The organism is Desulfitobacterium hafniense DCB-2 (assembly GCF_000021925.1).
Classification (GTDB): domain Bacteria; phylum Bacillota; class Desulfitobacteriia; order Desulfitobacteriales; family Desulfitobacteriaceae; genus Desulfitobacterium; species Desulfitobacterium hafniense.
In genome coordinates this window covers 1,407,295-1,434,114 of record NC_011830.1, presented here as the reverse complement: position 1 = coordinate 1,434,114, position 26,820 = coordinate 1,407,295, and the positions used below count along the sequence as shown (strand labels likewise).

General features: G+C 46.3%; 19 protein-coding genes and 1 pseudogene. 7 read left to right on the top strand and 13 right to left on the bottom strand.

All coding sequences use genetic code 11. From position 1 onward, the window contains the following. Positions 1-66 precede the first annotated feature (66 nt). The 5 genes from DHAF_RS06645 to DHAF_RS06625 all read left to right on the top strand — a co-directional run bounded on the left by DHAF_RS06645 (position 67) and on the right by DHAF_RS06625 (position 6,897). Positions 67-1,689, top strand: a complete 1,623-nt coding sequence (locus DHAF_RS06645; protein WP_005812353.1) for a sigma 54-interacting transcriptional regulator — start codon at positions 67-69, stop codon at positions 1,687-1,689. A 247-nt stretch (positions 1,690-1,936) separates the two neighbouring features. Then, a complete protein-coding gene (locus DHAF_RS06640) occupies positions 1,937-3,295 on the top strand; it encodes an amino acid permease (protein WP_005812351.1) in 1,359 nt (452 codons plus the stop codon). A 129-nt stretch (positions 3,296-3,424) separates the two neighbouring features. Beyond that, positions 3,425-4,813, top strand: coding sequence for a tryptophanase (locus DHAF_RS06635; RefSeq protein ID WP_015943364.1), 1,389 nt, complete (start codon positions 3,425-3,427; stop codon positions 4,811-4,813). Between the two features lie 202 nt (positions 4,814-5,015). Continuing rightward, a complete protein-coding gene (locus tag DHAF_RS06630; protein WP_005812348.1) occupies positions 5,016-5,396 on the top strand; it encodes a RidA family protein in 381 nt (126 codons plus the stop codon). A gap of 139 nt (positions 5,397-5,535) precedes the next feature. After that, positions 5,536-6,897: an FMN-binding glutamate synthase family protein gene (locus tag DHAF_RS06625; protein ID WP_005812346.1), complete on the top strand. Its 1,362-nt coding sequence runs from the start codon at positions 5,536-5,538 to the stop codon at positions 6,895-6,897. A 130-nt stretch (positions 6,898-7,027) separates the two neighbouring features. On the opposite strand, the gene DHAF_RS06620 is transcribed toward DHAF_RS06625, so the two are convergent. Then, positions 7,028-9,277: a cell wall-binding repeat-containing protein gene (locus DHAF_RS06620; RefSeq protein ID WP_005812345.1), complete on the bottom strand. Its 2,250-nt coding sequence runs from the start codon at positions 9,275-9,277 to the stop codon at positions 7,028-7,030. 650 nt (positions 9,278-9,927) lie between these two features. Here DHAF_RS06620 and DHAF_RS26335 point away from each other — a divergent pair. Continuing rightward, positions 9,928-10,269: a hypothetical protein gene (locus DHAF_RS26335; RefSeq protein WP_242659942.1), complete on the top strand. Its 342-nt coding sequence runs from the start codon at positions 9,928-9,930 to the stop codon at positions 10,267-10,269. On the opposite strand, the gene DHAF_RS06610 is transcribed toward DHAF_RS26335, so the two are convergent. From DHAF_RS06610 to DHAF_RS06595, 4 genes and pseudogenes are all read right to left on the bottom strand, one after another. Further along, a complete protein-coding gene (locus DHAF_RS06610; protein WP_011461534.1) occupies positions 10,266-10,763 on the bottom strand; it encodes a PspC domain-containing protein in 498 nt (165 codons plus the stop codon). The genes DHAF_RS26335 and DHAF_RS06610 overlap by 4 nt on opposite strands. Positions 10,764-10,856: 93 nt before the next feature. Further along, positions 10,857-11,738 (bottom strand): annotated as a pseudogene (locus DHAF_RS06605) (NAD(P)-dependent oxidoreductase); the annotation flags it as partial. 179 nt (positions 11,739-11,917) lie between these two features. Continuing rightward, complete coding sequence (locus DHAF_RS06600) at positions 11,918-12,883, bottom strand: DUF2935 domain-containing protein (RefSeq protein ID WP_015943362.1); 966 nt, start codon at positions 12,881-12,883, stop codon at positions 11,918-11,920. Between the two features lie 256 nt (positions 12,884-13,139). After that, on the bottom strand, positions 13,140-15,368 hold the full coding sequence (locus DHAF_RS06595; protein WP_015943361.1) for a YcdB/YcdC domain-containing protein: 2,229 nt from the start codon (positions 15,366-15,368) through the stop codon (positions 13,140-13,142). Between the two features lie 241 nt (positions 15,369-15,609). On the opposite strand from DHAF_RS06595, the gene DHAF_RS06590 reads away from it, so the two are divergent. Further along, positions 15,610-16,161, top strand: a complete 552-nt coding sequence (locus tag DHAF_RS06590; protein ID WP_005812335.1) for a hypothetical protein — start codon at positions 15,610-15,612, stop codon at positions 16,159-16,161. A gap of 165 nt (positions 16,162-16,326) precedes the next feature. Here DHAF_RS06590 and DHAF_RS06585 read toward each other — a convergent pair whose 3' ends face one another. The 8 genes from DHAF_RS06585 to DHAF_RS06550 all read right to left on the bottom strand — a co-directional run bounded on the left by DHAF_RS06585 (position 16,327) and on the right by DHAF_RS06550 (position 26,819). Continuing rightward, positions 16,327-17,736, bottom strand: a complete 1,410-nt coding sequence (locus tag DHAF_RS06585; protein WP_011461538.1) for a sodium:proton antiporter — start codon at positions 17,734-17,736, stop codon at positions 16,327-16,329. Between the two features lie 213 nt (positions 17,737-17,949). Then, positions 17,950-19,671, bottom strand: coding sequence for a thiol reductant ABC exporter subunit CydC (gene cydC / locus DHAF_RS06580; RefSeq protein WP_015943360.1), 1,722 nt, complete (start codon positions 19,669-19,671; stop codon positions 17,950-17,952). Continuing rightward, positions 19,668-21,437 carry a thiol reductant ABC exporter subunit CydD gene (cydD, locus tag DHAF_RS06575; protein WP_005812330.1) on the bottom strand — a complete coding sequence of 590 codons (1,770 nt, stop codon included), beginning with the start codon at positions 21,435-21,437 and terminating at the stop codon, positions 19,668-19,670. Before cydD ends, cydC begins: the two co-directional genes overlap by 4 nt. A 107-nt stretch (positions 21,438-21,544) precedes the next feature. Next, positions 21,545-22,549, bottom strand: a complete 1,005-nt coding sequence (gene cydB, locus DHAF_RS06570) for a cytochrome d ubiquinol oxidase subunit II (protein ID WP_011461541.1) — start codon at positions 22,547-22,549, stop codon at positions 21,545-21,547. Then, a complete protein-coding gene (locus DHAF_RS06565; protein WP_011461542.1) occupies positions 22,540-23,928 on the bottom strand; it encodes a cytochrome ubiquinol oxidase subunit I in 1,389 nt (462 codons plus the stop codon). Before DHAF_RS06565 ends, cydB begins: the two co-directional genes overlap by 10 nt. A 263-nt stretch (positions 23,929-24,191) precedes the next feature. Beyond that, a complete protein-coding gene (locus DHAF_RS06560; RefSeq protein ID WP_005812326.1) occupies positions 24,192-25,328 on the bottom strand; it encodes a pyridoxal phosphate-dependent aminotransferase in 1,137 nt (378 codons plus the stop codon). Then, positions 25,270-26,259, bottom strand: coding sequence for a GHMP family kinase ATP-binding protein (locus tag DHAF_RS06555; protein WP_015943359.1), 990 nt, complete (start codon positions 26,257-26,259; stop codon positions 25,270-25,272). The genes DHAF_RS06560 and DHAF_RS06555 overlap by 59 nt, the downstream gene beginning before the upstream one ends. Then, a complete protein-coding gene (locus tag DHAF_RS06550) occupies positions 26,259-26,819 on the bottom strand; it encodes a cob(I)yrinic acid a,c-diamide adenosyltransferase (RefSeq protein WP_005812322.1) in 561 nt (186 codons plus the stop codon). The genes DHAF_RS06555 and DHAF_RS06550 overlap by 1 nt, the downstream gene beginning before the upstream one ends. Position 26,820 lies beyond the last annotated feature (1 nt).

Sequence of the window (26,820 nt, the reverse complement as noted above, 5' to 3'; positions counted from 1 at the left end):
GCTATAATAGTAGCGAATTTACAATCATCCCATTAATCATAATTAGAATTTCGAGAGGGTGACAGCATGGAATCACCGGAATTTATTGTACGCATTGATTTTGTCGATCGCCCCGGTTTAGGTTATGACATATTTCAGCGCTTTGAAGATCATAACGCTGATAAAATCGTCATGGAAGTCTCTCATGGGCAGCAAATGATGATTAAATTTCGTTCTCCTGATCAGGAGGGATCGGAGACTCTCATCCGGGACCTCCTTACCGTTCAGGGTGTCGTATCAGTAACTCTTGTTGATTACATGCCTTATGAACGGCGGGAGCAGGAATTAAAAACGATTCTCGACTTAGTAAGCGAAGGAATCATCGCCGTCAATACAAACCATAAAGTGACTCATATTAATGAAGTTGCGGCACAAATTTTTCATACGACCCCGGAGGAGGCTTTGAACCAAGATGCGGAACTCTTATTTGAAGCAGATGCTCCAATTTTCGAAACCTTAAAAACAGGAATTCCTTATAGCTTAAAAGAGCGCAAGATTCGAAAAAACCAGAAGCTCATACACTTTTTGACAAGTGGTGTCCCCATCCTCAATAAGCGAGGACAAATCATTGGGGGAGTCATGACCATCAAAGATTTTCGTCAAGTGGAAGAACTCCTCTCCAAGGTTGAACGTAAGCCTCAGTCTATAAACTTTGATAGTATCATCTATGAGAGCCGGCGTATGCGGGATCTCATTGAGACCGCCAAAACAGTAGCCCGGGGAACCTCCACCATACTCCTGCGGGGAGAAAGCGGCACAGGAAAGGAACTGTTCGCCAAAGCTATTCATGCCGAAAGTCCGCGTTCCCGACAAGCCTTCATTCCTATTAATTGTGCGGCTTTACCGGATACCTTGTTGGAGAGTGAACTCTTTGGTTACGAGGAAGGCTCTTTTACCGGAGCAACTAAAGGAGGGAAGAAAGGGCTTTTCGAGCAGGCTCACGGGGGCACCCTTTTCCTTGATGAGATCGGGGAAATCACGCCTCAGGTTCAGGTGCGCTTGCTTAGAGTACTGCAGGAAGGAACGATTCGCCGTATCGGAGGTTCGAAAGAGATCCCTGTGGATGTACGAATCATTGCCGCCACTCACCGCAATCTCGAAGAGTTGATTGATAAAGGACAGTTCAGGGAGGATCTTTATTATCGCCTCAATGTGATTCCCCTGCATATTCCCTCATTGCGGGAGAGACCTGAAGATATCCCTTTGATCGCCCAAGTCTTAACCCGAAAGATTGCCAGAAAGCTTGGCAAATCCGAAGTGCACCTTACCAAGGAAAGCGCGGACCTGCTCAGGGCTCAAAAATGGCCCGGCAATGTTCGTCAACTGGAGAATCTCCTGGAGAGAATTATTAATTTAAATTCGAACTCAGAGATCAAGCCCGATTCTTTCTATGAGTGGGGGGATTTGACACCGGCGCTTCCTGTGTCTGAATCGGAAAACACAGCTCATCAACTTATCATTCCTTTTGGCGAACCCTGGCCTCCCCTTAAAGACATTGTTGCTCAAGTGGAACGTCAAGTTTTACTTAAGGTGCTGGCGGAACATCCCTCTTCGCGTAAGGCGGGTAAAATACTGGGCGTCTCCAATACAACAATTTTAAACAAAATGAATTCCTATGGACTTGGCAAGATGGATGAACCCGAGGGATAATTTAAAGGAATAAGCAGAATGTGCAAAAATTTTTCACCATGTGATAAGAAAAGTTGTCAACTTTTCTTATCACATTTTTATTTTAGATACGTATATCGTTATTCTCTTGCAACGATTCGACAGTTACCCTACGAAATACAAGAAAATATCCTAAAATATTTAATAGTTTTGCAATTATTTTTGGCATGGGATTTGCATTATCATAAAGCACGCACTATTCAATTACATTATCGGGAGGAGAAATTTTATGAGCAACCAAGAAAACGGTATGCACCGCGGTCTAAAAAACCGGCATATCCAAATGATCGCTCTAGGAGGAGCGATTGGCACAGGTCTTTTTTACGGTTCTGCTGCAACGATTGAGCTGGCCGGTCCCGCAATCACATTTTCCTATCTTATTGGTGGATTAGTTATCTTTTTCATCATGAGAATGTTAGGGGAAATGGCCGTCGATGAACCTGTTTCCGGATCCTTCAGTCATTTTGCCTATAAGTATTGGGGGGAATTTCCCGGATTTCTTTCTGGTTGGAATTATTGGTTCAATTATATCGTCGTAAGCATGGCTGAATTGACTGCCGTCGGGATCTATATCAATTTCTGGTTCCCCGACATCCCTCACTGGCTAACTGCTCTGGTCTGCCTCGTCCTCGTTACTCTGCTTAACCTTATTAGTGTCGGCACCTTTGGTGAATTTGAATTCTGGTTTGCGATTGTTAAAGTTGTGGCAATTATCGGCATGATTGTCTTCGGATTATTTCTTATCTTCTCTGGAATCAACGGTGAAGCTACAGGATTTGATAACCTTTGGATTCACGGCGGGTTTATTCCCAATGGCATGATTGGTATTTTGTTCTCTTTGGTACCGGTCATGTTCAGCTTTGGCGGAATTGAGCTCATCGGTATCACGGCCGGTGAAGCTGATAACCCCCAAAAATCCATTCCTAAAGCCATCAACCAGGTTATGTGGAGAATTCTTATTTTCTATGTGGGAGCCTTATCTGTCCTGATGGTTCTTTATCCCTGGAATCAGGTGGGTGCTGACGGAAGTCCCTTCGTTATGATCTTCTCTAAAATTGGCATTCCTGCGGCTGCAACCCTCCTCAATATCGTTGTTCTAACCGCTGCCCTTTCCGTGTACAACAGCGGCGTCTACAGCAATGGACGTATGCTGTACAGTCTGGCTATGCAAGGCAATGCTCCGAAGCTTTTTGCCAAATTAAACAAACGGGGGATTCCTGTCGCCGGAGTGCTGGTCTCTTCCGGAATTACCTTAGTCGGTGTTATTCTCAACTTCCTGTTGCCCGGCAAAATCTTTACGTATCTCATGGCTGTGGCGATCATTGCCGCAGTTATTACCTGGACTACGATTATTATCGTAAACCTTAAATTCCGCAAGGCAAAAATCGCTCAGGGTGAAGGCGATGCTCTTCACTTCAAGACCCCTCTACACCCTTACACAAACTATTTTTGCGCCGCCTTCCTTGTGATGATTGTCATCCTTATGGCCTTTACTGAAAGCATGAAAATGGCTGTATTGGTTCTTCCCATCTGGTTGCTTATCCTCTGGATTAGCTTCAAAATCAAAAAATCAAGAGAAAGTAAATAAAAGCCTTAACATTGGCATGAATCTTGCATAAAGATTAAGACAGAACTTGTTCCAACTACTATGCCAAATACCGACCGCTCATCATTTCGATAACCGGGGTATGAATAAAATTAAATGGAGGTATTTGTTATGGCAATCAAGTATGTACCCGAACCCTTTCGAATTAAGGTGGTAGAGCCCTTGCGGATGCTTACCCAAGAAGAAAGAGAAGAGAAAATCGCCAAGGCTAATTACAACCTTTTCAACTTAAAAGGAGAGGATTGCTACATCGATTTGCTGACTGACTCCGGAACCAATGCCATGAGCCAGGAGCAGTGGGCTGGTGTGATGAGAGGCGACGAGGCCTATGCAGGAGCTTCCAGCTACTTTAAACTCATGGAAGCAGGCAAGGATATTTTTGGCTTTGGCTATATCCAACCTGTTCACCAAGGTCGTGCAGCAGAGAAAGTTGTCTTCCCCTTACTGCTCAGCGAAGGTAAATTTGCAATTTCCAACATGTTTTTTGATACCACTCGCGCCCATGTCATCTTGTCTGGCGCCAGACCCATTGACTGCGTGGTAGAAGAAGCCAAAGATCCATCCAAACGCGCTCCCTTTAAAGGGAATATGGACGTTGCCAAGATGGAAGAAGTCATCAAAGAGAAGGGTCCGGAAAACATTGGTTTGGTTGTCATGACCATCACCAACAACTCTGCCGGCGGACAACCCGTCTCCATGAAAAATCTTCGTGAAGTTTCTGCTTTAGCTAAAAAATATGGTATTCCTATGTGCATTGACGCAGCCCGCTATGCGGAAAATGCTCACTTCATCAAACGTGATGAGCCAGAATACAAGGACGTATCCATTAAAGATATTGTTCGTGAAATGTTCAGCTACGGCGAGCTCTTCACTATGTCAGCTAAGAAAGACACTATCGTCAATATGGGCGGCCTCCTTGGTGTTAAAGATGCCGATTCACCGCTGGTCTTAAAAATCAAAGCTAATTGCATCAGTTATGAAGGCTTCTTCACTTATGGCGGTCTTTCCGGTCGTGATATGGAAGCCTTGGCTATCGGTCTCTACGAGGGAATCGATGAAAACTATCTCCGTTACCGAATTGGTCAAATGGAATACCTGGCAGCCCGCTTAGATGATGCCGGTATTGCCTATCAGTCCCCTGTCGGCGGCCATGGCGTATTTGTTGATGCTGCTGCCATGTTCCCCCATATTCCTTACAATGAGTTCCCTGGTCAGGTTCTTTGCGTGGAGCTTTATAAAGAAGCCGGCATTCGGACTTGTGATATCGGTTCTTATATGCTGGGCAACGACCCGGATACCGGCGAACAGCTAAAGGCCGACTTTGAATTCAGCCGCCTTGCCATACCACGCCGGGTCTACACCCAGGCCCATCTTGACATTATGGCTGATGCCTTGATCGCAATTAAAGAACGGGCTCACACTATTAAACGCGGATATAAAATCACTTGGGAACCCCCCATTCTGCGCCACTTCCAGGCATCACTGGCACCCATCGAGTAATATACTGAGCGGGAAGCCCGGAACCCCATTGTCGATAGGGCTCCGGGCTTCCCTCCTTTTCATTGACAAACAGTGATACAAAAACATTCAGGCTGTTTTGAGGCATCCGCCTGCGGTTAGTGTTATAATAAACTCACTATCAGCATAATCCCCTTAAATTTATTTAATTTGCTCCAAGAGCATTTAAACAGGAGGTTAATTTATGTCTATCAATGTTTTACACACCGATAAGGCTCCTGCCGCTATCGGCCCCTATTCCCAAGGAATCAAAGCGGGAAATCTGGTGTTCACTTCAGGGCAATTACCACTTAATCCTGTGACCGGTGAGTTAGAAACCGATATACGCAAAGCGACTCATCAATCCTTGGAAAATGTAAGGAACATCCTGGAAAGTGCCGGAACTTCCCTGGCTAAAGTCGTTAAAGTAGTCGTTTTCTTGAGAGATATGAACGATTTTGCCGCCATGAATGAAATCTACGGAACCTTCTTTACAACGAATCCGCCTGCCCGTTCAGCAGTGCAAGTAGCCCGGCTCCCCAAGGATGCCATCATTGAGATTGAAGCTATTGCTTTAGCCGACTAACATAGGAAACAGCAGCCACGACTTTTTTAGTCGCGGCTGTTTTTTATTAATGCAGCATACTTTCTGGTTTTTTTATGCTTGCCGATAAATCTTTGCAAAAGACACATACTATAACAACTAAACAAAAGAGGTGTTTTGCATGATTAACGAATTGATGCTGCGCTTAATGAACCCTTTAACAGATGGTATGCTCAAGAACATGCTTACCGAGTCTTATCCAAATAACCCCATGGTCATGACCACAACCTTTGAAAAACTGACTTTGCGGGCTGTGATCGAAGCAGGGATTCGGGCAGAGACAGGAAAAGCACTGACAAGGCCCATGGGCAGCCCCCTGCGTTTATCCCCTTGGGAGCAGTTGTTGCTGAACCCAAGACAGCTTTTTGAGCTCCCTACCCCGGACGATACGACCATTGACACTAAGGTGGTCATCGGGCCCCAAGCCCAAAAGCCCCTCAAGCTGGATACTCCTATTCTCATCACCGGCATGTCCTATGGAGGTTCTCTGAATCTGCCCATGAAAATCGCTCTAGCCAAAGGGGCCTCAACAGCCGGAACAGCCACCAACACCGGGGAATCGGCAGTATCTGAGGAAGAGCGGGAAGCCGCCGATTTCCTGATCGGTCAGTATAATCGCGGCGGCTGGCTGAATTCTCCCGAGCAGCTGGGGCTGGTGGATGCCATTGAAGTTCAGCTGGGACAAGGCGCCTGGGGCGGTGCTGTCTCTTCTTCCGTAAAGGAAGAGGATATGGATGAACACCTCCGGGTGCTCTGGCAAATCGATGAAGGAGGCAGCACCGGAAAAAGCTCACGCTTACCTGAAGTCAATTCACCGGAAGACCTCGTTAAACTCATCAAAAAGCTGAAAAAAGAGTATTCTGTTCCGGTAGGAATCAAAATCGCCGCCACCCACTTTATGGAAAGGGAATTGGAAGTCATCGCCAAAACCGAGGCCGATTTTATTTGTATCGATGGTCAAGAAGGCGGAACTGCAGCTTCTTCCCCCACTTTGGAAGATGATATGGGCTTACCTACCCTCTTTGGCTTAGGAAGAACGATCAATTGGCTGAAAGGGCAGAACCTAAGGGAACAATTCACAGTCATCGCAGCCGGAGGTTTCCGTACTCCGGGCGAAATCCTCAAAGCCCTGGCTCTAGGCGCCGATGCCGTCTACATAGGGTCCATCGCCATTATAGCTGCACTCCAAAATCAAATCACCAAAGCTCTTCCCCAGCATCCTGCTCATCAGTTGGCACTGTATAACGGCTCCCTTGCCGAGGAGTTTGATATTGAAGAAGGAAGCAGGTGCCTTGCGAACTTCCTCCTCTCTTGTCAGGAAGAGCTGAAAATGGCCTTGCAGGCCATGGGTAAAAAAGCTATTCAAGAGCTGGGCCGGGAGGACCTGGTTTGCCTGGATCCTGAGCTGGCCAGAAACCTTCAGATCGGCTATGCAGGCACTCCGGCAGCAAATTACTGGGGTTCCCCCCTGGCAGCCAGATAACACGGGAGTTTTTTCATTGCTGTTTTAGACAGAAAAAAGGAGGGGCAATCCCCCTCCTTAACTAGTTTCTTCGACAGTGTATCCTATTCATTTTCAAACACTGCTCTGTAAATTCTCTATCTGAGCCGTCTTATTCGTTGCCTTCTGCAGGTGCTTTAGTGACAACCACTTCACCCTTGGTGGAAGCAAGGACTTCACTTTGCTGACCCTCTTCGGCAACGGTCACGACTTCCAAGTTGTACTTATAGGTCCCGGCTTCGCTGAAGGTTACTTTGAACTGGCTTGCAGCATTCAGGAAAGGGAACCCGGTTTCAGGACCATAAAAGGCGCTGTTTTCTGCATTCAAAGGAAGTGCTTGATAGGTTCCGTCATTTTCAAGATATTGAAGAACCATGTTCTCTTTTTTCCCTTGGGTTAAAGTGATCTTGACCCGAACTTTGGTGGTAGCCGCTGCCGGCTCAGCGACAAAGCTGTTGGGAGCGGTGGTCACTGCAAAATCGACCGTTTCCCCTACAGTTAATTCTTCAGCTAATCCGGAAACGATAGCAGGTGCGGCAAGAAGTTTTGCATCCCCGGTTAACTCGGTATTTTGAACGGTAAATTTACGTCCGTCCTGGTATTGAATGGTGATGATAGCTTTGGTAGGGACATCTTCAACAGTTCCGTTGAAATCACCATAGGTCCAGTAACCATCGTTTTCAAAAGAGCCATCGATATTGAAGGGAGAAGAAAGCTGTTGGCCGGTTAATTCAAAAAGCTTGGCATTTTTAGCACGGGTTGCTGTATTGGTTGCCAGGACTGTTTCTTTAATTTGCTGTTCTTCGCCATCTTCATCTTTAATCGTTTCTACTTTGACCAGGCTTACTTCAATGCTCTGCAAATCCACAGGAAGTTTATCCACTAAAGAGAACCCAACATTATAGCCATTAACTCCAGACGCTTGCATTACACCAAAGTCTTCAGCTTTGACATGATTGAGGGCTTCTTGGTTAAGATCTTCGGGATTACCGGCAAGCTTTGTATTAACGACTTCATAGACACGACCATCCAAATAGGTCACTTTGATAACTGCTTTGGTAGGAACATCGAGAACACTTCCGTTCCATTTACCGTAAGACCAGTAACCGTCAGCAGAGAAGTTTCCGTCAATATTGAAAGGTGAGGAAAGCTGGGTTGCGGTGGGGTAAGAATTAAAGAGCTTATTCATACTGGTGTTTTTGGCAAGAACGGTTTCCCCTCTGTAAAGGGTCACTTCAACACTTGCCAAATCCCGCGCGCTTCCATCAACGATTTGAAGTCCTACATTGTAACCGTTAACACCGGATGCCTGCATGACAGCGAAATCTTGGGGACGCACATGGTTAAAGGTAAGAGCTTTGTCTGTAACAGCAGTAGTTCCACCTACAGCCACAATGCTCTTTTCCCCCAATTTAGGAAGCAAGAGATCTTCTGCTTTTTTGCTGAGCTCTTTTTGAGCCAAAACGATAGGAGAATTGGTTTTGGCAGCAAGAGCCGACACAACTAAGGCGTCCACGAGATGCTCATCATAACCATTGCCCACATAAACCTTGCTGTACTCCAGATCGGTGAAGGTTTTTAATACTTCTAAGTTAGTATCAAAACGGTCATCGCCGAAAATACGCAGCTTGCTTTCACCATCGGTTCCGGGCAATTCTTCATATACTTCTTCGCTGATCAGTATTTCTCCACCCAGTACATAGGTTGCTTTCACTTGATCCTTGATTTCATCAAGGTATGCCGCCTCGATTTCAGGCAATCCATCCTGATCGGCCAGGAGGATGGGTATATTCTTCGCAGCGGCGATAGATGCTACAGAAAGCGCATCGGCATATTTATATGCCGTGGTTACCATGATTCCCTCGACATCGTCAAGGTGGCTGGCAATATTTTTAGCCGTCTCGAAGCGATCTTTACCGCCTAATTCTTCTTTAATGACGATTTCTAAATTATTCTCTTTAAAAATCTTTTCTAAAGCATCTTTTTTAATGGCACCGCTTACGGTGTAAATTTCTTCTACTTTTAGAGTTTTAAGTGCTTCAATGGTTGCTTCCGGAATATCCGCACCATTGGTCAGAAGAATCGGTGCATCAATAGAATTAGCGAAAGGTGCTGCAGTCAAAGCATCCACCAAATTTTCCTGTTTGCCGGAAGCAAGAATCGCTGCTTTAGAGGTTTCCCAACCTTCTGTGGCAACTTTCGCTGCAGTTTCAAAACGATTTTCACCGTGCAGACGATTCAATGATACTTTACTTTCAGCAGGTACTTGGGTGTCAGCCAATACGGCTGCTGGCAAAGCTGTGCCAAGAACCATAGCTGCAACTATAACACTGGATACGACACGAGCTCTTGTCTTCTTCATTCGAATATCTGCCCCCTATAATATAATACTATTTCCCGCGTCGGCAACTGCATTATTTAGCAGCATCTTGCATATATTATTACACATAAAATATATACATTATCTTGCCTTTTGCAATCACTGAACGCAATATCAATGTTATATCAATAATCCACATAAGTCACTAGTATATTATTGGGAATCAATAATATATACTTTTCTGACATATTTATATATCATATATACACATTATAATATACAGTACGATATACAATATAATATACCTCATACTATCGATTCGATAAGCTCGGCGTCAGCATAAACCTCTGTTTAAAGAACTAAAATAGTACAACTTGATCAGTAACTTATATAAGTCAAATGGAATATTTTGGATTATAATAATGTGTAAGTGTGTATTGGGTAATGACCCGTTTATCCATATAGGAGGGAATGAAATGCATCTTTTCTCGCCGGCTAAGCCTCAAGTCAATTCTTTAGATACTCCTCAGGCTAATTCTCGGTCCTTTCAATATAATATAAATAACCTTCCCCCAAGCCCCCTCTCATCTTCTTCACCATCTTCCACTCCTCCACAAACCCTCGAACGGCCATCTGCACAACCCCCAGCAAATTCTATTTTGCAAAGCAATTTAAACCCCGTGCAGGCCAACTTGGCAAATTCGCAACCGGTTGCGAATTCTACCAGCACTCCGAATTTAACACCGAAACCTGCCGCACCAGCCCCGGTTGATGTTAACTCGGAACTCAAATCTCTTCTGCAAAAGCAAGGTGTTAATTTTCTGCAGAGCTTTGGCCCCGCTTTCGCCCGGGAATTTGGGGCACCCTTAGCACGAAATATCGCTCCCCAGCTTGCTGATCGTTTGGGTCCTCCCCTTGCTGAAAAAGTTGCTCTGCCCTTAATACAAAAAGTAGGCTTCCCTTTGGCCAAAAGGGTAGGCCTACCTTTAGCTAAAAAACTAGGTGGACTGGTTCTGAAACGAATTGGTCTTTAAACTCTTTTCCAAATCAATGCGGCTCCGATCATGATTAAAACCAGGGGCCACATTTTACTTATGCTTTCCCATACCGGGAACCACTGGTTGACTAGCAGAAAGATGCCAAGAATAATCAAAATTAGCCCAGCTGTCCTGCCGCTCTGAGAGTACCTCTTATTCGAACTATAGGATGATCCGGAATAGGATGTGGAGTTGGCAAAGGAATCTATTCCGAAATCCCGGGCAGTATTCTTGACATTTTGGACAACTTCATCCACTATATCTTCTACATGTCCCCTTTGCCCTCCGGACGCAAGAGGGCCCTCACTCTGATCGCCGGGGACAACAAATAAGGCGGCAATATAAAGAAAGATGCCGGCTCCACCCATCAATAAGGTGATAAGAGCAACTAAACGAACCAGGGTGACATCTACATCAAAATACTCGGCCAGTCCACCACATACTCCACCGATCATTTTTTCCCTTGAAGAACGATACAAACGATTGGTCATAATTAAATTCCCCCTGCACCATCTCCAAAATTCGCCAAATAATTGTTTAATAAAGATAGCATCCGCTACGATTTGCCTCTAATATCCCCTGCTTCACTTCATATATAATTTATACAAGGCATGGGTACCGCTGTTTTCCTCTCCTTCGGCAGCCAGTTGTTCATAAAGTGATTTTGCCAGCTCAAGGCCGGGGGTCATCAACCCCATCTCTTTAGCCGACTCTAAAGCAATGTTCATATCCTTGATAAAATGCTTCACATAAAAACCTGGTTCGAAGTTTCCGGCTATCATCCTTGGTCCAAGGTTGCTCAGGGACCAGCTGCCTGCCGCCCCTCCCGCGATGCTGTCGAGGACCCGGCTGGGATCCAAACCGGCCTTTTGGGCGTAAGCTATAGCTTCACAAACCCCAATCATTCCCCCCGCAACGGTGATTTGGTTGGCCATTTTCGTATACTGTCCTGCACCGGCCGGTCCCTGCAGGATTATATTTTTACCCATCGCTTCAAAGATCGGCTTGACCTTGTCAAATACCCCTTCTTCTCCCCCTACCATGATGACCAAAGTACCGTTTTGGGCTCCCACATCCCCGCCGGATACGGGTGCATCCAAAACATCAATTCCACCGGCTTTCCCTGCTAAGGCAATCCTTTGGGCCAAAAGGGGGCTGGAAGTTGTCATATCAATAAGAACAGATCCGGGCTTGGCATTAGGTATCAGCCCCTCTTCACTTAAGTAGACTTCTTCCACATCCTTGGGATAGCCCACCATAGTGATCACCACATCGGACAGCCTGGCAAGCCCGGCTACCGAATCCACCCACTGCACCCCTAAGGCAAAAAGCTCTTCAGCACTGCTTTTCGTCCGGTTGTAAACCGCTACAGAATACCCATCCTTCAGGAGATTCTTGACCATACTGCGGCCCATAACTCCAGTACCTACAAAACCGATTTTAAGATTACTTTTGCTCATTGTTGCTACTTCTCTCCTTCTGCAAAATCTACATTTGCTTTCCTAAGCCCATTACTTCTTAACACTTCTATAATATTATAACAGCTTATCCTCCTCAGAGAAAATTAAAAGGAGCATCGCACCACCTTTAAGACTCTGCAATGCTCCATCAACTTTGAAAAACCGGACCTGTCCCTTTGATTCGCTTATCCTTTTCCGCCTTTGAACTCCGGTAAGGGTAAGCCAAGAATGCGCAGGTAGTGAATCGCTTCTCTTAAGACATGATCGGCCAGCAAGGGAAGAATCAAGGATCGCAACTGACAGCATAAGATGGCATCCGTTCCCGCGGCTTTAAAGTCCTTGAACTCTCCGGTTACCCGGATGGTTTCACTGGTAATTCTCCTGAAGCTCTGGTCGGGTACTGTTCCATTTCCCAACTGATTTAAGAGCTGTTCATAAGCTTGGGCAAAATGGTCAGCCCGGGTAATCATGGCCTTTTCTTTAGGGTCCAGCAAATGGCTGATCACTTCGGCATGTTCCTTCATAATATGGTCCCAGAACATTTGCATTTCCACCATGTGGCAGGTGGGATCCGTATACTGATGGTTTTGCAGTTTCCTGATCTGCTTCATATACATTTCTGTTTCTTTCATTTGATGTTCATACAGGGACGGGAAATTATGACTGGTGATACAGCACTGCAAAATGGCCTTTAAAGCCCGATCCGTAAACTCATAGACATTGCATGCACAGGCCAGAGCCTTTTCGTTTAATGCATAGACTTGTTCGGCTATTTCCTGCTCACAGGGAACCATGCCCATCCCCACGCCCATATAAGGGTGTAAGCTCATGGTTTCTACAGTCAACTGAGAGTTAATCGGTATACAGGTAAGCTCCTGGGTCTTTTGCTCCGCCTTCAGGGTCTTATTGGTAAACAGCTCTCCCGACTTCATCACTTCAATGCCCACTTTTCCATCGGCCAAACAATTGGCTTCATGGAGAATTTCTTCAAAGCTGCATTTGAGAGCATCGGCTTCCTGCATCCAATCCGCATCCTTACACATAAAGCCGCTTTCCAAAAAGATGAGATGCTCTTTTATAATCCTCGCCCAAAAAAGATGCAATTCCAAGGATTCCCGAATGAAATCGCCAGTCATTGGCAGGGTACTCATAGAGACAACTCCTTTCCATAAAATGCCCCGGGGCATAGTTTTTTCTGACACAGCATATTCAGAAAGAGGGTCTATAGCAACCTATCCATACAATCCTTTTTATTCCATTATACAGTCCGGGTTCTGCTCCTTTAGTAAAACGTCAACTATAGGCAAATTATTCATTCCGATATACTAAGAAAGACTGTAAGAGGCGCTTCATTCATACCTCTTACAGTCTTTCCTACTATTCTATATTTTGAATGTTCTCTCCAGTTTAACGATTGGATTGCAATGCTTTCACCAGGGCATAAGCAGCTTCGGCACGAGTCATTTTCTTGGTGGATTCAAATTTATTTCCCTCGATGTTCATGACCCCCAGACCCTTGGCTAAAGCAATATAACCAAGACTACCATCGCTAAAGGTATCGGCATCCTCATACGGAGCCTGGAAGAGCTCCTCAAGCTGAGCGATCTTCTCCAATTGCAGCATCCGAACCACTAGTTTGGCTTGAAACTCGCGGCTGACCTGATCATTAAGGGACAGATTCTCTTTGACCCACCCCAGTTCCTTGACTTGCTTCAAGAGCTCTTCATCGCTTAATCCTTGATAGGACCAGACGCCATTCTTGGCGATCAGCATGGAGCTTAGCAACGATTTTACGGTGACATGCTCATCAGGTCTGAATTGATCACCATACTCACCAAATGCTCCGGCCTGGCCAAGGAGTCTGATTTCTTCCTCAGCGAAGCTGCCTGAGATATCACCGAAGTTATAGGGTCTTGGTTGCTCCTTAATGGGCTTGCCCTGCCAATCGAGGAATTCACCGGTTTTAGCATCCATAATGTTGGAGACGGCAAAACTGTTGTCCATTTTAGGTTGATACACTAAGCGGATATCCGATAACTGACCATTTTTGTTAATCTGAACATATTTGAGTTCCAGAGGTCTTTTCTTTAAGAAGGTATCCTCACCTTGTTTTTGGTCCATAGCCTGGGCGATATCCGGAAAATTCACATTAGCGAAATCCATGTTATAGCTGACGACTTTTTGGGTATTGCGTTCTACGGAGACGGAGAAACCATTGCCGGGGACATGTACTCCGTTAACAACCCGCTCATAGCTGAAATCGTGGTTGGGTTGATCTTCGGGATACTTTTGACCATTGTCCATAACCTCTAAATACTCGACCTGCTGAACCCGGTCAGGTTGAATTTTCTTGATGAAAGCATCGGCAATTGCTTTCGCCGCAGTCCGATCAATGGCATCTGGGCCTTTGGGCTGCGGGTTAGGAGAATAGGCACTGAACCCAAGGACTTCACCTGTGGCCGCATCCACCCGGGCATAGACATAGTTGTATCCATCCGTGCTTTCTTCCTGACTCCAATCAAAGGACCAGACACGTTTCTGGCTTAAGCCACCTTCCAAGCCAAGATTGGCACCGCGCAGAGTGAGGCTGTCCGGTATTTCCACCCATTTCTTGGCACTTTCGATAGCCTGCTCCTTCGTCAGCAGCTTAGATGCATCATCCACTTCTTTTTGCTCGGCCGGCGCTAAGGCATTTTCTGAAGACTTCGCCATTCCACCCATACCACCGCCGGCCTCCATAACGGCATCGCTATTAAGCCATTCGCCAGAGTTAAGCTTGAGGGGTTCCCCTGTTTGGGCATCAATCATACCGCTGAAAGATTGATTGCTTAATTTGTAAACTAAAAGGGCATCTTTCTTGGCGTCCTTTTCCTGACTATCCAGCGGTCTAATACCGTAGTTAAGGAAATATTGCAGCTGAAGAAGATTATTTTTTACAAATGCCTCACGAGCCTTGTCTGCACTGATAACATCTTTGGGATCGGGAATGCTTTCTTTGCTCCAGTTGAGAGAATAGCTTGTAATCGTACCATCATAAGCATTCACTTGAACTGATACACCATTGCTTGGGAAAGCAACGCCATTGGCCACCCGCTTCCATTGCACTGAATAGGTCGTATAGCCATAATCTATGACAGGAGTGATTTGGGTGTTTTCCGGCACCAATTCCATCTGATTGAGCCGATCTCCCAGAATTTTGTTCACCAGACCCTGAGCGATATCTTTAGCCTCTGCATAGGAATATTTGGGAACACTGGTCTGCGAAGATGAACTTGCAGGATTCCAACTGTTCATATGAATGATTTCACCGGTGCTTACATCCACTTGAGCGTTAAAACTACCCCCGGCATCATCTGTGGAATTCCAATTTAAGGACCAAGTCTCTCTTTCATTATAGTTATTGTAGCCCGAAGTAAACTTTGTATAGGCTGCAGGAATAGTAAAGTTATTTTTAACGAGTTTAATAGCATCTTCCAAACTCACTTTAACCTGTGCCGGGGCGGCAATCGTTTCTACCGCACTTATGGTTTTTGCACTCACCTCAGCTGCCGCCATCACGGAGGCAGGTAGTGCACCCTGCACTAATAAGGCCACAGCCATGGGAATTGCTAACTTATGCATTTTTTTCTTATTCATTTTTCCATTCCTTTCTTACCTTGTCTTTTTCAACCTCTATTACCATTATAGACGAAAAACTCACGGCCAATATGACGCTGAAAAGCAAACCAGAAATAAATTAATTATTGTCAATCATTATGCTTTTATTACTATTTCTAATATAGTACATTTTTCTAAACATTTATAATAATCAGAAGGGGTTTTGTTTTTTTTGCAGAATAGTTATATAAGTACTAAATTGAACAGGAGTGAGCAGAAAATGAAACGCAGCATTTGGGTCTTTTCCGTTCTCTTAGCTACCATATTTCTTCTTGGCCATTGGATTCCTGGTTTTTCGGCGCACTCTACTCTTAATTCCTCCGGTCAACCCGCTCTGGCCTCTGCTTTCACCGACCCCGTTACGCCAACCGAGCGCAAAGAGATGGAAACTTTAGCACTGGATTTTACAAAAAGGTATTATACCTATACTTTGGATAATTATTTGGAAGAAGGCCTAAAGCTCCTGCCCCTCCTGACACAAGATTATCAACCGATCTATATGGGTTCTCTTGAGAAAAGCTTCAGCGCAGCCGAAGCCGTAAATGCCAGGTCGACCGTGGAAAGCGCCTTAGTCCTGGGGCTGGAAAAAACTGCTTCGGATTCGAGCTTGATTAAAATGCAATTTAAAGCAAAGGTTTTGACCCATGATGTTGTAACCTTGAATCGCTACAGTGTTGTTTTGGACTTAAAAAAAGAAGATGACGCATGGTTGATTAACGATATAGTGGAAGAAGAGCCTGTTGCCTTTTCCAACCTTCAGGATTTACTCTAATTTTCGTAGAATTTCGTTTTAATTAGGCTTTAATACCTGATAAGGTAGATTAAAACTCCCGTGAAAATGGTCTGTGACTCACATAGACCTTTCCATCGGGAGTTTCTGTTTTGTATCATTGGCCTATTAAATTGCTCATGAGGTGATACTCCGAGCCTTTAAATCTTAGAGAAAGAAAAGCCAGGTTACTATCCCAAAAAGAGGAAGCAAAATGCAGACACTATACACCATATAGCCGAAAAAGCTGGGCATTTTTACTCCGGATTCTTCAGCTATAGACCGCACCATAAAGTTTGGTGCATTGCCGATATAGGTAACTGCTCCAAAGAACACTGAGCCGGCAGAAATCGCCAGGAGATATAAGGGCTGTTCCACTAAGAACTGAGCCACTGCAGGCCCTTCAGCCACACCGGGATAGAATTGACCTAAAGCGGTGCTAAAGAAAGTCAGGTAGGTCGGGGCATTGTCCAGGAAGCTGGATAATGCTCCGGTAATCCAGAAATATTGAGCCGGCTCTTTTACTGCTGCAGTAATGAAAGACAAGGCTCCGGACTCTCCGGCCTTCAAAATCGCTAAAGCAGGCGCCATGGTGACAAAGATTCCGAAGAAAAGATAAACAATCTCCAGAATGGGTCCCCAGGAGTATTCATTTTCCTCACGAACTGTCTTGGCTGTGATTTTCATAGAAATAACCATAATAGCCACAAGAACCAGATTGCGAATAACATCCTGCCAGCCAAGATGAACCCCTAGAATCGATACTTCGCTCATCTTAACATAACCGCTAAAAAGAATCACACCAATAATTGCAGCTAACAGAATAAAGTTCTGAGCGCCCAGAATTTCCAGCTTTTTCTCTGGCGCTGAACCTTCATTGGCGATGTTCTGCGTTGCCGCCACCGCTCTATCGCCGGCGGATGAGGCAAGGGCCAGGCCGGCTTCTTTTTGTTCCTTAGCCAGATAGTATTTATCAAAAGCAATATACATGAGCAATAACCCGGCCAGTACAACAGCCATGGGGGTTATGAGGCGCAAGGTCCAAAAGAAGGGGACTCCATGCAAAAAGCCCAGGAAAAGCGGCGGATCCCCTAAGGGGGTCAATGATCCTCCTACATTGGCAACCATGAAAATAAAGAAGACCACCATAAAGGCCTTATACTTACGGTCCTTATTCACACGCAGGAAGGGGCGGATCAACAGCATAGCCGCTCCTGTAGTTCCCATCCATGAAGCAACAATAGCCCCGATGGTCAGGAAACCTGCATTGACCCAAGTGGTCCCCTTAAGGGATGTGCGAACTAAAATTCCACCACCCACTGTAAATAGGGAGCCAATGAGAATGATAAAGGGGATGTAATCAGCGATAAGTAAATGGAGCAGCTCATCCACGCCTTGTTTTCCATAAACTACAATTAGTGGAACAGCAAGCAATGCTGCCCAGGCAGCCGACACCTTCCCAAAATGATGATGCCAAAACTTAGGAAACAGAACAGGTCCGAGGGCGATGGATAACAACATACCGACAAAAGGAATGACAGAATATAATGGTAATAACGTTCCTAAAGAGTGTTCCATTTTTTCCTCCTTAAATTAATTGGCAGGCAAAGCAGCCTTTTTTAGAATTTAAATAACTTTCGCACACCGAAAGTGACGCAAACTAAAAAGCGTCTACGTCTATGTTACAACACAACGCTCCTTATGAACATACCAAAAAGTACAACTTTCTGTTTCTTTTTATTTTTATAACTATTTAACAAAAAATAAATAAAAAGATGACACACCCCAGCTTCAATAGCCCTTCTCCCATAGACGCCGGTACTGACCTTCTTTTCTCATCAACTCTTCGTGTTTCCCCTGCTCAAGAATTCTTCCCTTCCCCAACACCAGTATTTCATCCATATCTTTAACAAGTTCAAGATGATGAGTAATCACGATGAGTGTCCTATTCTCTGCCAAAGCAAATAGTTCTTCTTTAAGCTCCCGTTCCGTAACCGGGTCCAGTCCACTGGTCGCTTCATCCAAAATAAGGATAGGCGCATCTTTTAGTAAGACGCGGGCGATGGCCAGACGCTGCTGCTGCCCACCGGAAAGCTTCATCCCCTCTTCACCGATTAAGCAATCATATCCTTGAGGAAGAGAAAGAATAAAATCATGAATTCTTGCTCTGCGGGCTGCTTCGTATAACTCTTCGTTAGTGGCTTCCGGCTTGGCCAATAAGAGATTTTCTTTGATTGTAGCATGAAAAAGATAGGGTTTTTGAGACACTATGCCCATGTTTTCCCGAACAACCTGGGGAGTTAATTCTTTGATGTTTACTCCCCCTAAGCGAATTTCCCCGGCAGCGGGTTCCCAAAATCGAACCAATAGATTAACTAGGGTGCTTTTCCCCGCTCCACTTTGACCCACGATACCAATCCGTCTGCCTCCTGGTATCTTAACCGAAATGTTATCCAATACCCAGGGGCCATTCGGCTCATAGCGAAAACGCACATTCTCGAATGCAAGCTCAGGTTCAAGGCCAGGGGCATCCAGCCTGCCTTTCTCCTTCTCCAGATTACGGCCTTCATCGATTAGGTGCTTAAGACGCCTTCCCGCCGCCTCATTTTCCTCCAAATACTGCTGGCCGGCGGGCAGGGTCGCTACAGCCTCGAAACTGCTCAGTACCCCCAAGGCCAACATACCCAATAGAACCCCGTCAATCTGTCTTCCCTCTACGAGAATTATTCCCAGAACCAGGACAGCCAGCATTCCCAAATGAGAGCTCATCCCCATCAGGGCATTTGCCGTTCCTGTTACTTTAGCCATTCTTCGCTCAGAGTGACTGAGTTCACTTTGGGCTTCTTGAATCCTCTGGAACACAGCTCCGGTCTGTCCAAAGGCCAGCATTTCCGGCATCCCCTGCAAGCTATCCAAAATAAAAGTATACATCCTGGCTTTGGCCTGGATTTTCATCTGACCGATACCCTTTCCTAAAGCCCGGACAAGCAAAGGCAGAGCAACACCTGCAGCCAGAAAAAATGCTGCCAGGATCATAGTGAATCCTTGATTAAAATAAGCAAGGAAACCTCCATAGCAAAGCAAAACCAGCACGGCCACAAGGGGGGGAGCCAGGACCCGCAAAAACAGGTTCTGCTGTACTTCCACATCTCCCACAATGCGGCTGAGCAAATCCCCGCTACGCAACTCTTTAAGCCGGGCAGGAGCTAATGGTTCAATACCCTTATAAACAATCATCCGCATACGGCTTAACACCCGAAAGGTGACATCATGGGAAACCAGGCGCTCAAAATAGCGGAAAACCGCCCGGGAAATCCCAAAGAAACGAACCCCCACAATCGTGATCATCAGATCCATAATCGGGGGCTGCAAGGCTGCCCGAGCCAGCAGATAGGAAGAAGTCGCCATCAAACCGATGTGGCTGGTAACGGTCAGGGCACTTAACAGCAAAGCCAAGCACACCCTGGGCCAGAGAGGAAGTATTTCTTTGATGATCCACCTCAGATTTTTCATTCCTCTTCCCTCCCATAGGTGCTTACGAAATGGGTGTAGAGCCCTTGATTATTGAGTAAGGTCTGTGGAGAGCCCTCCTCAATAATCCTCCCCTTATCAAGTACCAGGATCCGATCCGCCTCAATCGTCGTCCTCATGCGATGGGTGGTAAAGATTACGGTCCTGTCCTGACAAAGGCCCTCCAAGGCTATCAGCAAATCCTTTTCATTTTCGTTATCCAAGCCGCTGGTCACTTCGTCCAGCAACAGCAGCGGCGCATCCTTAAGAAAGGCCCGGCTGATGGCTATGCGCTGCGCCTGCCCCCCGCTTAAACGGGCTCCTCCCTCACCCACAAGGGTATCATAGCCTTGGGGAAGTTCGCTGATAAACTCATGGGCCATGGCCAGTTGAGCAGCCCTTACCACGTCTGCCCAAGCTGCCCCGGGGTTGCCGAAGCGAATATTCTCCATAATCGACCCGGCAAAGAGATAAGGTTTCTGGGGAACGTAAGAAATCATCTCCCGCCAAGCTGCCGCCGGGATCCTGTTTAATACCGTATCGTTAATCAGCACCTTTCCTTGTGTCGGTTCTACAAACCTAAGCAGAATCTGCAGAAGGGAGCTTTTTCCCGCGCCACTGGGTCCAATCAAAGCCACCCGTTCACCAAGGCGGAGGGTAAAGTTAATATCCTTTAAAACTCTTTCTCCCTCTTGCTCATAGCATAGGTCCACCTGTTTAAATGTAAGCCAAGGCGCGCCTTGCTCTCCCCTGAACAAATGACCGGGCTCCTCCGCCCCTCCGCCCAATTCCACCCCATTCAACTCAGATTCCAGCTGGTTCTCTAGCTCAAGGACTTCGAAAATGCGCTGAGCAGCATTGCTCCCGGAGAGTCGTGCATGAAAAGACAAACCAAGAGTCCTTAAGGGCAAATAAAACTCCGGAGCTAAGATCAGAATGAAAAGCGCCTCAGCATAGGGAACCGTGCCATTAATCAAACGAAGGCCCAAGGTTACGGCAATGATTGCGGTGCTGATCATCCCCATAAACTCCAGGACAAAAGCCGATAAAAAAGCTACTTTCATGACGCTCATGGTACTCTTCCGAAAGGCCTCGCTGACCCGGCTGATCACTGTGGCTTGGTCTTTACTCCGCCCGAACAGCTTCAGGGTGGTTAAGCCTTGAAGCATATCAAGAAAATGAGCGCTCATACGGCTTAAGCTTTGCCATTGCCGTAAAGACTTTTTCTCAGCAAGTTTGCCAATCAAGATCATGAAGAAAGGAATGAGGGGGCCGGTTATGATTAAGACAAGGGCAGATTGAAAATCCTTAGGCAGGACAAAAGCTAACGTAAGCATCGGTACTAAAACAGCTAAAATGAGTTGGGGAACATAGCGGGCAAAATAATCATCCAAGGCTTCAATTCCCTCTACCGCTGTGTTGAGCAGTTCCCCTCCCCGCTCCCCCCGGGCATACACAGGCCCCAGCGCCAGGATCTTGTGCAGAAACCGCACCCTTACCCTTTCCTTTACCCGGATGGCCGCCTCACGGGCAGTTACTTCACTGCAATACTGGAAAATCCCCCGTACACCGATGACACCCAAAATGGCCAGAAGATATCCTTGCACTTGGCCAAAAGGTGCGTCTTCCAGAAAAACTTGGGCAATCACCTGGGAGAGGAGCCAGGCCTGAATAATCGCCAGCAAAGCTATTCCCAGGCCAAGGGCTATGGTCCCTAAAAGGTATCTTTTAACATGTTTGCCTTCCCGCATCAAACGCTTATCGAGCATAATTTAAAAAGGGGCAAGAATCCCTTGCCCCATCCCCCTAAAATTAAATATCTTATCCCTAGTTTACATGATGGATAACTTTTCAGCAATTATAATTGATTTCCTGCTTAATAATGAACATCCTTCGCTGTGACACGTTTGCGGAATACCCAGTAGGTCCAGATCTGATAAGCCAGAACAATCGGCACCAAAGTCAAAGCGACTATGGTCATGATCTTTAAGGTGTAGGGGCTGGATGAAGCATTGTAGATATTCAGGCTCCATTCAGGATTCAGGCTGGACACCATGACCCGTGGGAAAAGTCCCAAGAACACGGAGAGCACTAAAGATGCAATAGTCAGGCTGCTGGCTATAAATGCCTTGCCAGCGGCTTTCTTATAAGTAAACAGCACGGTCAGAATCATGGCCAGGGCACACACCAGAATTCCCAGGGTGGCCGGAGTGCTTAGGAAAAGATCAGTTTGTAAATAGGTCATAGCCGCGAGAAGGACAAGGACGACAAGAGCTGCAACGCTTACTGCTTTAGCTATGCCCCAAGCCCTCCGAACCATTTCACCTTCCGTCTTTAAGGTCAGATAGAGGGCGCCATGTACGGTGAATAAAAGGAGAGTGGTGACTCCGCCAAGGAGTGTGTAGGGTGATAAGAGGTCAAAAAAGGTCCCTACATACTGCATCTCCCCATTGATAGGCACACCCCGTAAGATATTGGTAACTGCCACACCCCAGAGAATGGCACTAAGCAAGCTGCCGACGAAAATTCCTCCATCCCAAGCAGAGCGCCAGCGCGGAGAGCGATCACTGCTGCGGAATTCAAAAGCTACGCCGCGAAGGATCAAAGCCACCAGAATAAAGAACAGGGCTAAATAGAAACCGCTGAAAAGAGTGGCATACCAGTTGGGAAACGCAGCAAAGATAGCACCACCCGCGGTAATCAGCCATACTTCATTGCCATCCCAAACCGGCCCGATGGTATTGATCACAATACGGCGCTCGGTATCGTTTTTGCCCATGAAAGGGAGAAGAATCCCTACCCCATAGTCAAAGCCTTCTAAGAAAAAGAAACCGATGAAGAGTACGGAAATCAGGATAAACCACAGAATATTTAAGTCCATAATGATGCCCCCTTCGCTACATCAGTTGAGGAATCTTCATCCTCAGCCTCAACAGGCCCTCGCTTGACGAACTTCAGAATAAGGTACACATCAACAATGGCTAAAATACCATAAAGCAGAGTAAAGCCAATCAGGCTGGTCCAGATATACGCAGCGGGTACAGAAGTGGAAAGTCCATCCGCCGTCTTCTGCAGACCATAAACAATCCAGGGCTGACGGCCTTGTTCTGCCAGGAACCACCCCGTCAAGTTGGCTATATAGGGCAATGGAATCATCCAGGGAAGAAGCTTTAAGAACCACATCGTATTTTCGAAACGCTTCGTCTTATAGAGGAAAGCCCCCAGCAAGGCGATCAGGACCAATAAACTGCCGACCCCCACCATAATCCGGAAAGACCAGAACAAGGAGGTGACCGGGGGAATATAATTTCCCTCGCCATACTTTTGGACAGCTTCTGCTTGTAATTCATTCATTCCCTTGACCTCAGCGTCAAAGGTTCCATAAGACATAAAACTCAATACACCAGGAACTTTAATCTCAAAACTGTTGGTATTGTTTTCTTTATCGACAATAGCAAACACATTGAATCCGGCAGGGCTCTCCGTTTCCCAATGGGCCTCAGCGGCAGCCATCTTCATAGGTTGGGATTCAACCAAATGCATGCCTTGAGCATGGCCGATGCCCAGGACACCAAAAATACTGATGATGCCGAAAATCAAAGCAAATTTTGCCGACCGCATGAAAACATCCACATGTTTTTTCTTGGCGAGATGATAAGCGCTGATCCCTAAGACAAAGAAGGCCCCCGTGGTAAATCCGCTCAGCACAGTGTGCGGGAATTGATAGAAAACGTGCTGATTGGTCACTACCGCCAAAAAATCCACCATTTCTGCACGGCCATTGCGCAGGACATAACCCACAGGTTCCTGCATAAAAGAATTGGCGATTAAAATCCATAAAGCCGATAGATTGCTGGCAATAGCTACCAGCCAGATGCTCATACAGTGGACTTTCTTGGATAATTTATCCCACCCAAAAATCCAAACCCCTAAAAACGTCGATTCGATAAAAAATGCTAAAAGTGCTTCAATCGCCAAGGGTGCGCCAAAGATATCCCCCATGAACCGGGAATACTCAGACCAATTCATCCCAAATTGGAATTCCTGGACTAACCCTGTCACGACACCCATGGCGAAGTTAATGAGAAAGAGCTTACCCCAGAACTTGGCCATTTTCTTATAGGTTTCATCCCCCGTCCTGACGTACCAAGTTTCCATGAGGGCAACGAGGACGGACAGCCCCAGAGTCAGCGGCACAAATAAAAAATGATAGGATGTTGTCACCGCAAACTGCAACCTGGATAAGATTAGTTCGGTCAACTTTATTTCCCCCTTACCTTTCTTAATTATCATATACTATGTACGAAAATCTATTTATATTTATTATAAATCTAAAAAATCAATACGTCCAGAGTTTATGTGAATTTTTTAGTTATGAAAATAAGGGAAGACGTTTTATGGATTAAAAAAGGCTGATGCTTTAAGCTCCCCCACATCAGCCTGCCTCAATTACACTATGTTTCAGTAGTTGCCCTGTACAGATCCACTTGGAAATCTTTTCAATCCTCTTTATAATATCATAATTAACATAAGTTATCCAGCATCTTAAAACCTGCTAATAATGAGTTCATACTTTCCTGATCTTTGATGGCCACCCTTATATAGTTTCCCTCCAGCCCCGCAAAGTTTCCGCAATCCCTGACCAGAATTCCCTGTTTCCCCAACTCCTGAATAAGGTTTTTTTTCCCTTTGCCGGCATCGTCCCGATCGGTACCTGAATCTTCCGCTTCTAGGACTTGAATCAGGGCAAAATTAACCTTACTGGAATATAGACGCAAGCCCCAATACTTCTTTCCCTTGCGCCCTTCAGCAAAACTCCGGTAAAATGACTCTTTGCTTTCCTGCAAGAGCCGCCTTACCCGCTTCCCATACTCTGCATCAGCCAAAGCAGCCAGCCCGGCTTCTTCCGCCAAACTGTTAACAGCCCAAGGGTCCCGTTGATCCTGCAGACGGCCAAGTAGTTTGGCTGCCCCAAAAACTGCCCCCAGGCGCAGCCCCGGAATAGCATAGAATTTGGTTAAAGAATATAACACCAACAGATTGGGATACCTTCGTAAATACCCTTTGCCTGACCAGCGGCTCTCATCCTCCAGAAAGTCAACAAAAGATTCGTCTAAAACGACCCAAGTCTGATGTTTTAAGGCCAGGTTGAGAATCACTTCAAACTGCTGCTTCGACAGGGCACTGCCGGTAGGATTATGAGGAGAATTGATAAACACCAGCTCATTTTCCGCGAGGGCTTGCTCCCATTCTCTATGACTTTCTTCGTTCTGAAAAGAAAGCTCCCCCCACCCTTTTACGCCAAGGATAAGCTTATTTACCTCTGCGCCGCAGGCCAGGGCCGCCCGTTCATATTCACTAAAGGCCGGCTGGGGTATCAGCACTTTGCGGGGCCGGAGACCATGGAGAATCAGAAAAATCAACTCACCGGCTCCATTGCCCAGAAGTATCTCTTCAGCGTTAAGAGCGTAATATTCTGCCATCTTCCCCCGGAGGCGCCGATAATTCGGATCAGGGTAATGGATTATATTGGCAACTCCTTTTTGAAGGGCTTCCCAAACTCCCTGAGGAGGGCCAAATGGATTAATATTAGCGGACAAATCAATAAAGTTCTGTCTCCCATACTGTGCCGAGGCGTCCAACAGATTTCCGCCATGCATTCATAACCCCTCCTTCAGTACCGCCATCATAAGTCTCCACCCACTCCACTATAACTGGCCGGAATTGAATACGGCTTTCTCTCTCGAGATTCTTTTTTTCAGTTGTGGATAAATCCGGGGGAAAAATTCCCGCCAGCAGGGTTCCGCTATGAGCTGTAATAACTCCCAGCCCTCCTTTGCCCAATGTCCAGGAGAGAAACTCCTCAAAAAAGGGTTTAGGGTTAATATCCTGGTTGCAACGGGCACTTATGGTGCCGGCTTGGGCGATTTTCCCTAAATCTCTTTGCGCCATCCCTTCGTAGAAAAGAGCCAGAGCGTTCTTGATCTTAGGTTCATACTTGCGATAATGGCCCGGCAAATCTCTGCGGGCATTAAAGGCCAGAGTGTCTAAAAAGCCCCCTCCATCCAACATCAGCAGCTGAGCCGAAATCTTCGGTCCCAGGGATTTGATATAAGTGCCGTCTCCATGGGCTAATTCCGTAACTCCCGGAAACATGATCGGATCAGAAGGCTCTATGGCCAAGGCTAAACGCGCCTGTTCCTCAGACTGCCAAGGTATGGCCAAGGCCTGAGCTACCGCGCTGACCGCTGCCGTCATATCCGCAGTGGAGCTGGCCATGCCTTTGCCGATGAGCAATTGGGATTGCATATGAATCTTGCCTGTCAAAGGAGGCAGATTCTGAATCCTGGCAAATCGCTCCAAGGCCTGGCGGGTCTTTTCTTTACCCTCGGGAAGTTGCCAAATCCAGTCCTTAAGCTCCTGCTGATGGCCGGAATTGTCCCTGGCGACGGATTCCGAGAAAAGAATTTCCGCCTTTGCCTCCACAAACCGGTTGATGGGACAACCAACTAAAAAAGGGGTGCCGTCTTTCGCTCCTTGAACCCATTCTCCACAGGTCCCGGGGCATTTTGCCCAACCTAATCCCTTCATCAGTATTCAATCCCCCTTCGGCTGCGTATCCCCGCTTGCAAAGGATGTTTAATGGGATTAAGCTCCCACCAATGCTCCACAAAGGGAAGTAATTCCTCAGGCATATCCCGCCCGGTCAAAATCCAATCCAGGCCCTCGGGTTTCAGTCCGATCAGTTCCTGCAATATCCCCATTTCCAGGAATCCCTTATTCAGGGCATGACTCACTTCATCAAGAATAATAAGACCCCAATCTCCTTCTTCAATCTGTGTCCTGAGGAACTCGACTCCTTGTGCCACAAGGGGCAGAGCGACATTCGGATCCCGGTTCTGGCGAAAACACTCCCCGCAGCCACTGCAATGCCTTAAGCCTGTTCGAATCATACCCGACCAACGGCAGCCTACACCAAATTGGATTAAGGGTATACCTAAACGCCCCATGGTATAAAGCTCACCCATATAGGTACTTCCTTTGAGGAATTGAACCATCAGAACTTTAATACCCTGTGACTGTGCCACCAGGGCCTCCCCCAGTGCTGAAGTGGTTTTCCCTTTTCCTTTGCCTGTATACACTCGAATCATG

What these genes read in the sequence shown, in the direction of transcription:
- DHAF_RS06640 (WP_005812351.1), top strand. Translation starts at nt 1,937, where the DNA reads ATGAGCAACCAAGAAAACGGTATGCACCGCGGTCTAAAAAACCGGCAT.
- cydC (WP_015943360.1), bottom strand. Translation starts at nt 19,671, where the DNA reads ATGAAAAATCTGAGGTGGATCATCAAAGAAATACTTCCTCTCTGGCCC.
- DHAF_RS06595 (WP_015943361.1), bottom strand. Translation starts at nt 15,368, where the DNA reads ATGAATAAGAAAAAAATGCATAAGTTAGCAATTCCCATGGCTGTGGCC.
- DHAF_RS06560 (WP_005812326.1), bottom strand. Translation starts at nt 25,328, where the DNA reads ATGCATGGCGGAAATCTGTTGGACGCCTCGGCACAGTATGGGAGACAG.
- DHAF_RS06620 (WP_005812345.1), bottom strand. Translation starts at nt 9,277, where the DNA reads ATGAAGAAGACAAGAGCTCGTGTCGTATCCAGTGTTATAGTTGCAGCT.
- DHAF_RS06590 (WP_005812335.1), top strand. Translation starts at nt 15,610, where the DNA reads ATGAAACGCAGCATTTGGGTCTTTTCCGTTCTCTTAGCTACCATATTT.
- cydB (WP_011461541.1), bottom strand. Translation starts at nt 22,549, where the DNA reads ATGGACTTAAATATTCTGTGGTTTATCCTGATTTCCGTACTCTTCATC.
- DHAF_RS06600 (WP_015943362.1), bottom strand. Translation starts at nt 12,883, where the DNA reads ATGAGTACCCTGCCAATGACTGGCGATTTCATTCGGGAATCCTTGGAA.
- DHAF_RS06555 (WP_015943359.1), bottom strand. Translation starts at nt 26,259, where the DNA reads ATGAAGGGATTAGGTTGGGCAAAATGCCCCGGGACCTGTGGAGAATGG.
- DHAF_RS06610 (WP_011461534.1), bottom strand. Translation starts at nt 10,763, where the DNA reads ATGACCAATCGTTTGTATCGTTCTTCAAGGGAAAAAATGATCGGTGGA.
- DHAF_RS06635 (WP_015943364.1), top strand. Translation starts at nt 3,425, where the DNA reads ATGGCAATCAAGTATGTACCCGAACCCTTTCGAATTAAGGTGGTAGAG.
- DHAF_RS06550 (WP_005812322.1), bottom strand. Translation starts at nt 26,819, where the DNA reads ATGATTCGAGTGTATACAGGCAAAGGAAAAGGGAAAACCACTTCAGCA.
- DHAF_RS06630 (WP_005812348.1), top strand. Translation starts at nt 5,016, where the DNA reads ATGTCTATCAATGTTTTACACACCGATAAGGCTCCTGCCGCTATCGGC.
- cydD (WP_005812330.1), bottom strand. Translation starts at nt 21,437, where the DNA reads ATGCTCGATAAGCGTTTGATGCGGGAAGGCAAACATGTTAAAAGATAC.
- DHAF_RS06645 (WP_005812353.1), top strand. Translation starts at nt 67, where the DNA reads ATGGAATCACCGGAATTTATTGTACGCATTGATTTTGTCGATCGCCCC.
- DHAF_RS06625 (WP_005812346.1), top strand. Translation starts at nt 5,536, where the DNA reads ATGATTAACGAATTGATGCTGCGCTTAATGAACCCTTTAACAGATGGT.
- DHAF_RS06585 (WP_011461538.1), bottom strand. Translation starts at nt 17,736, where the DNA reads ATGGAACACTCTTTAGGAACGTTATTACCATTATATTCTGTCATTCCT.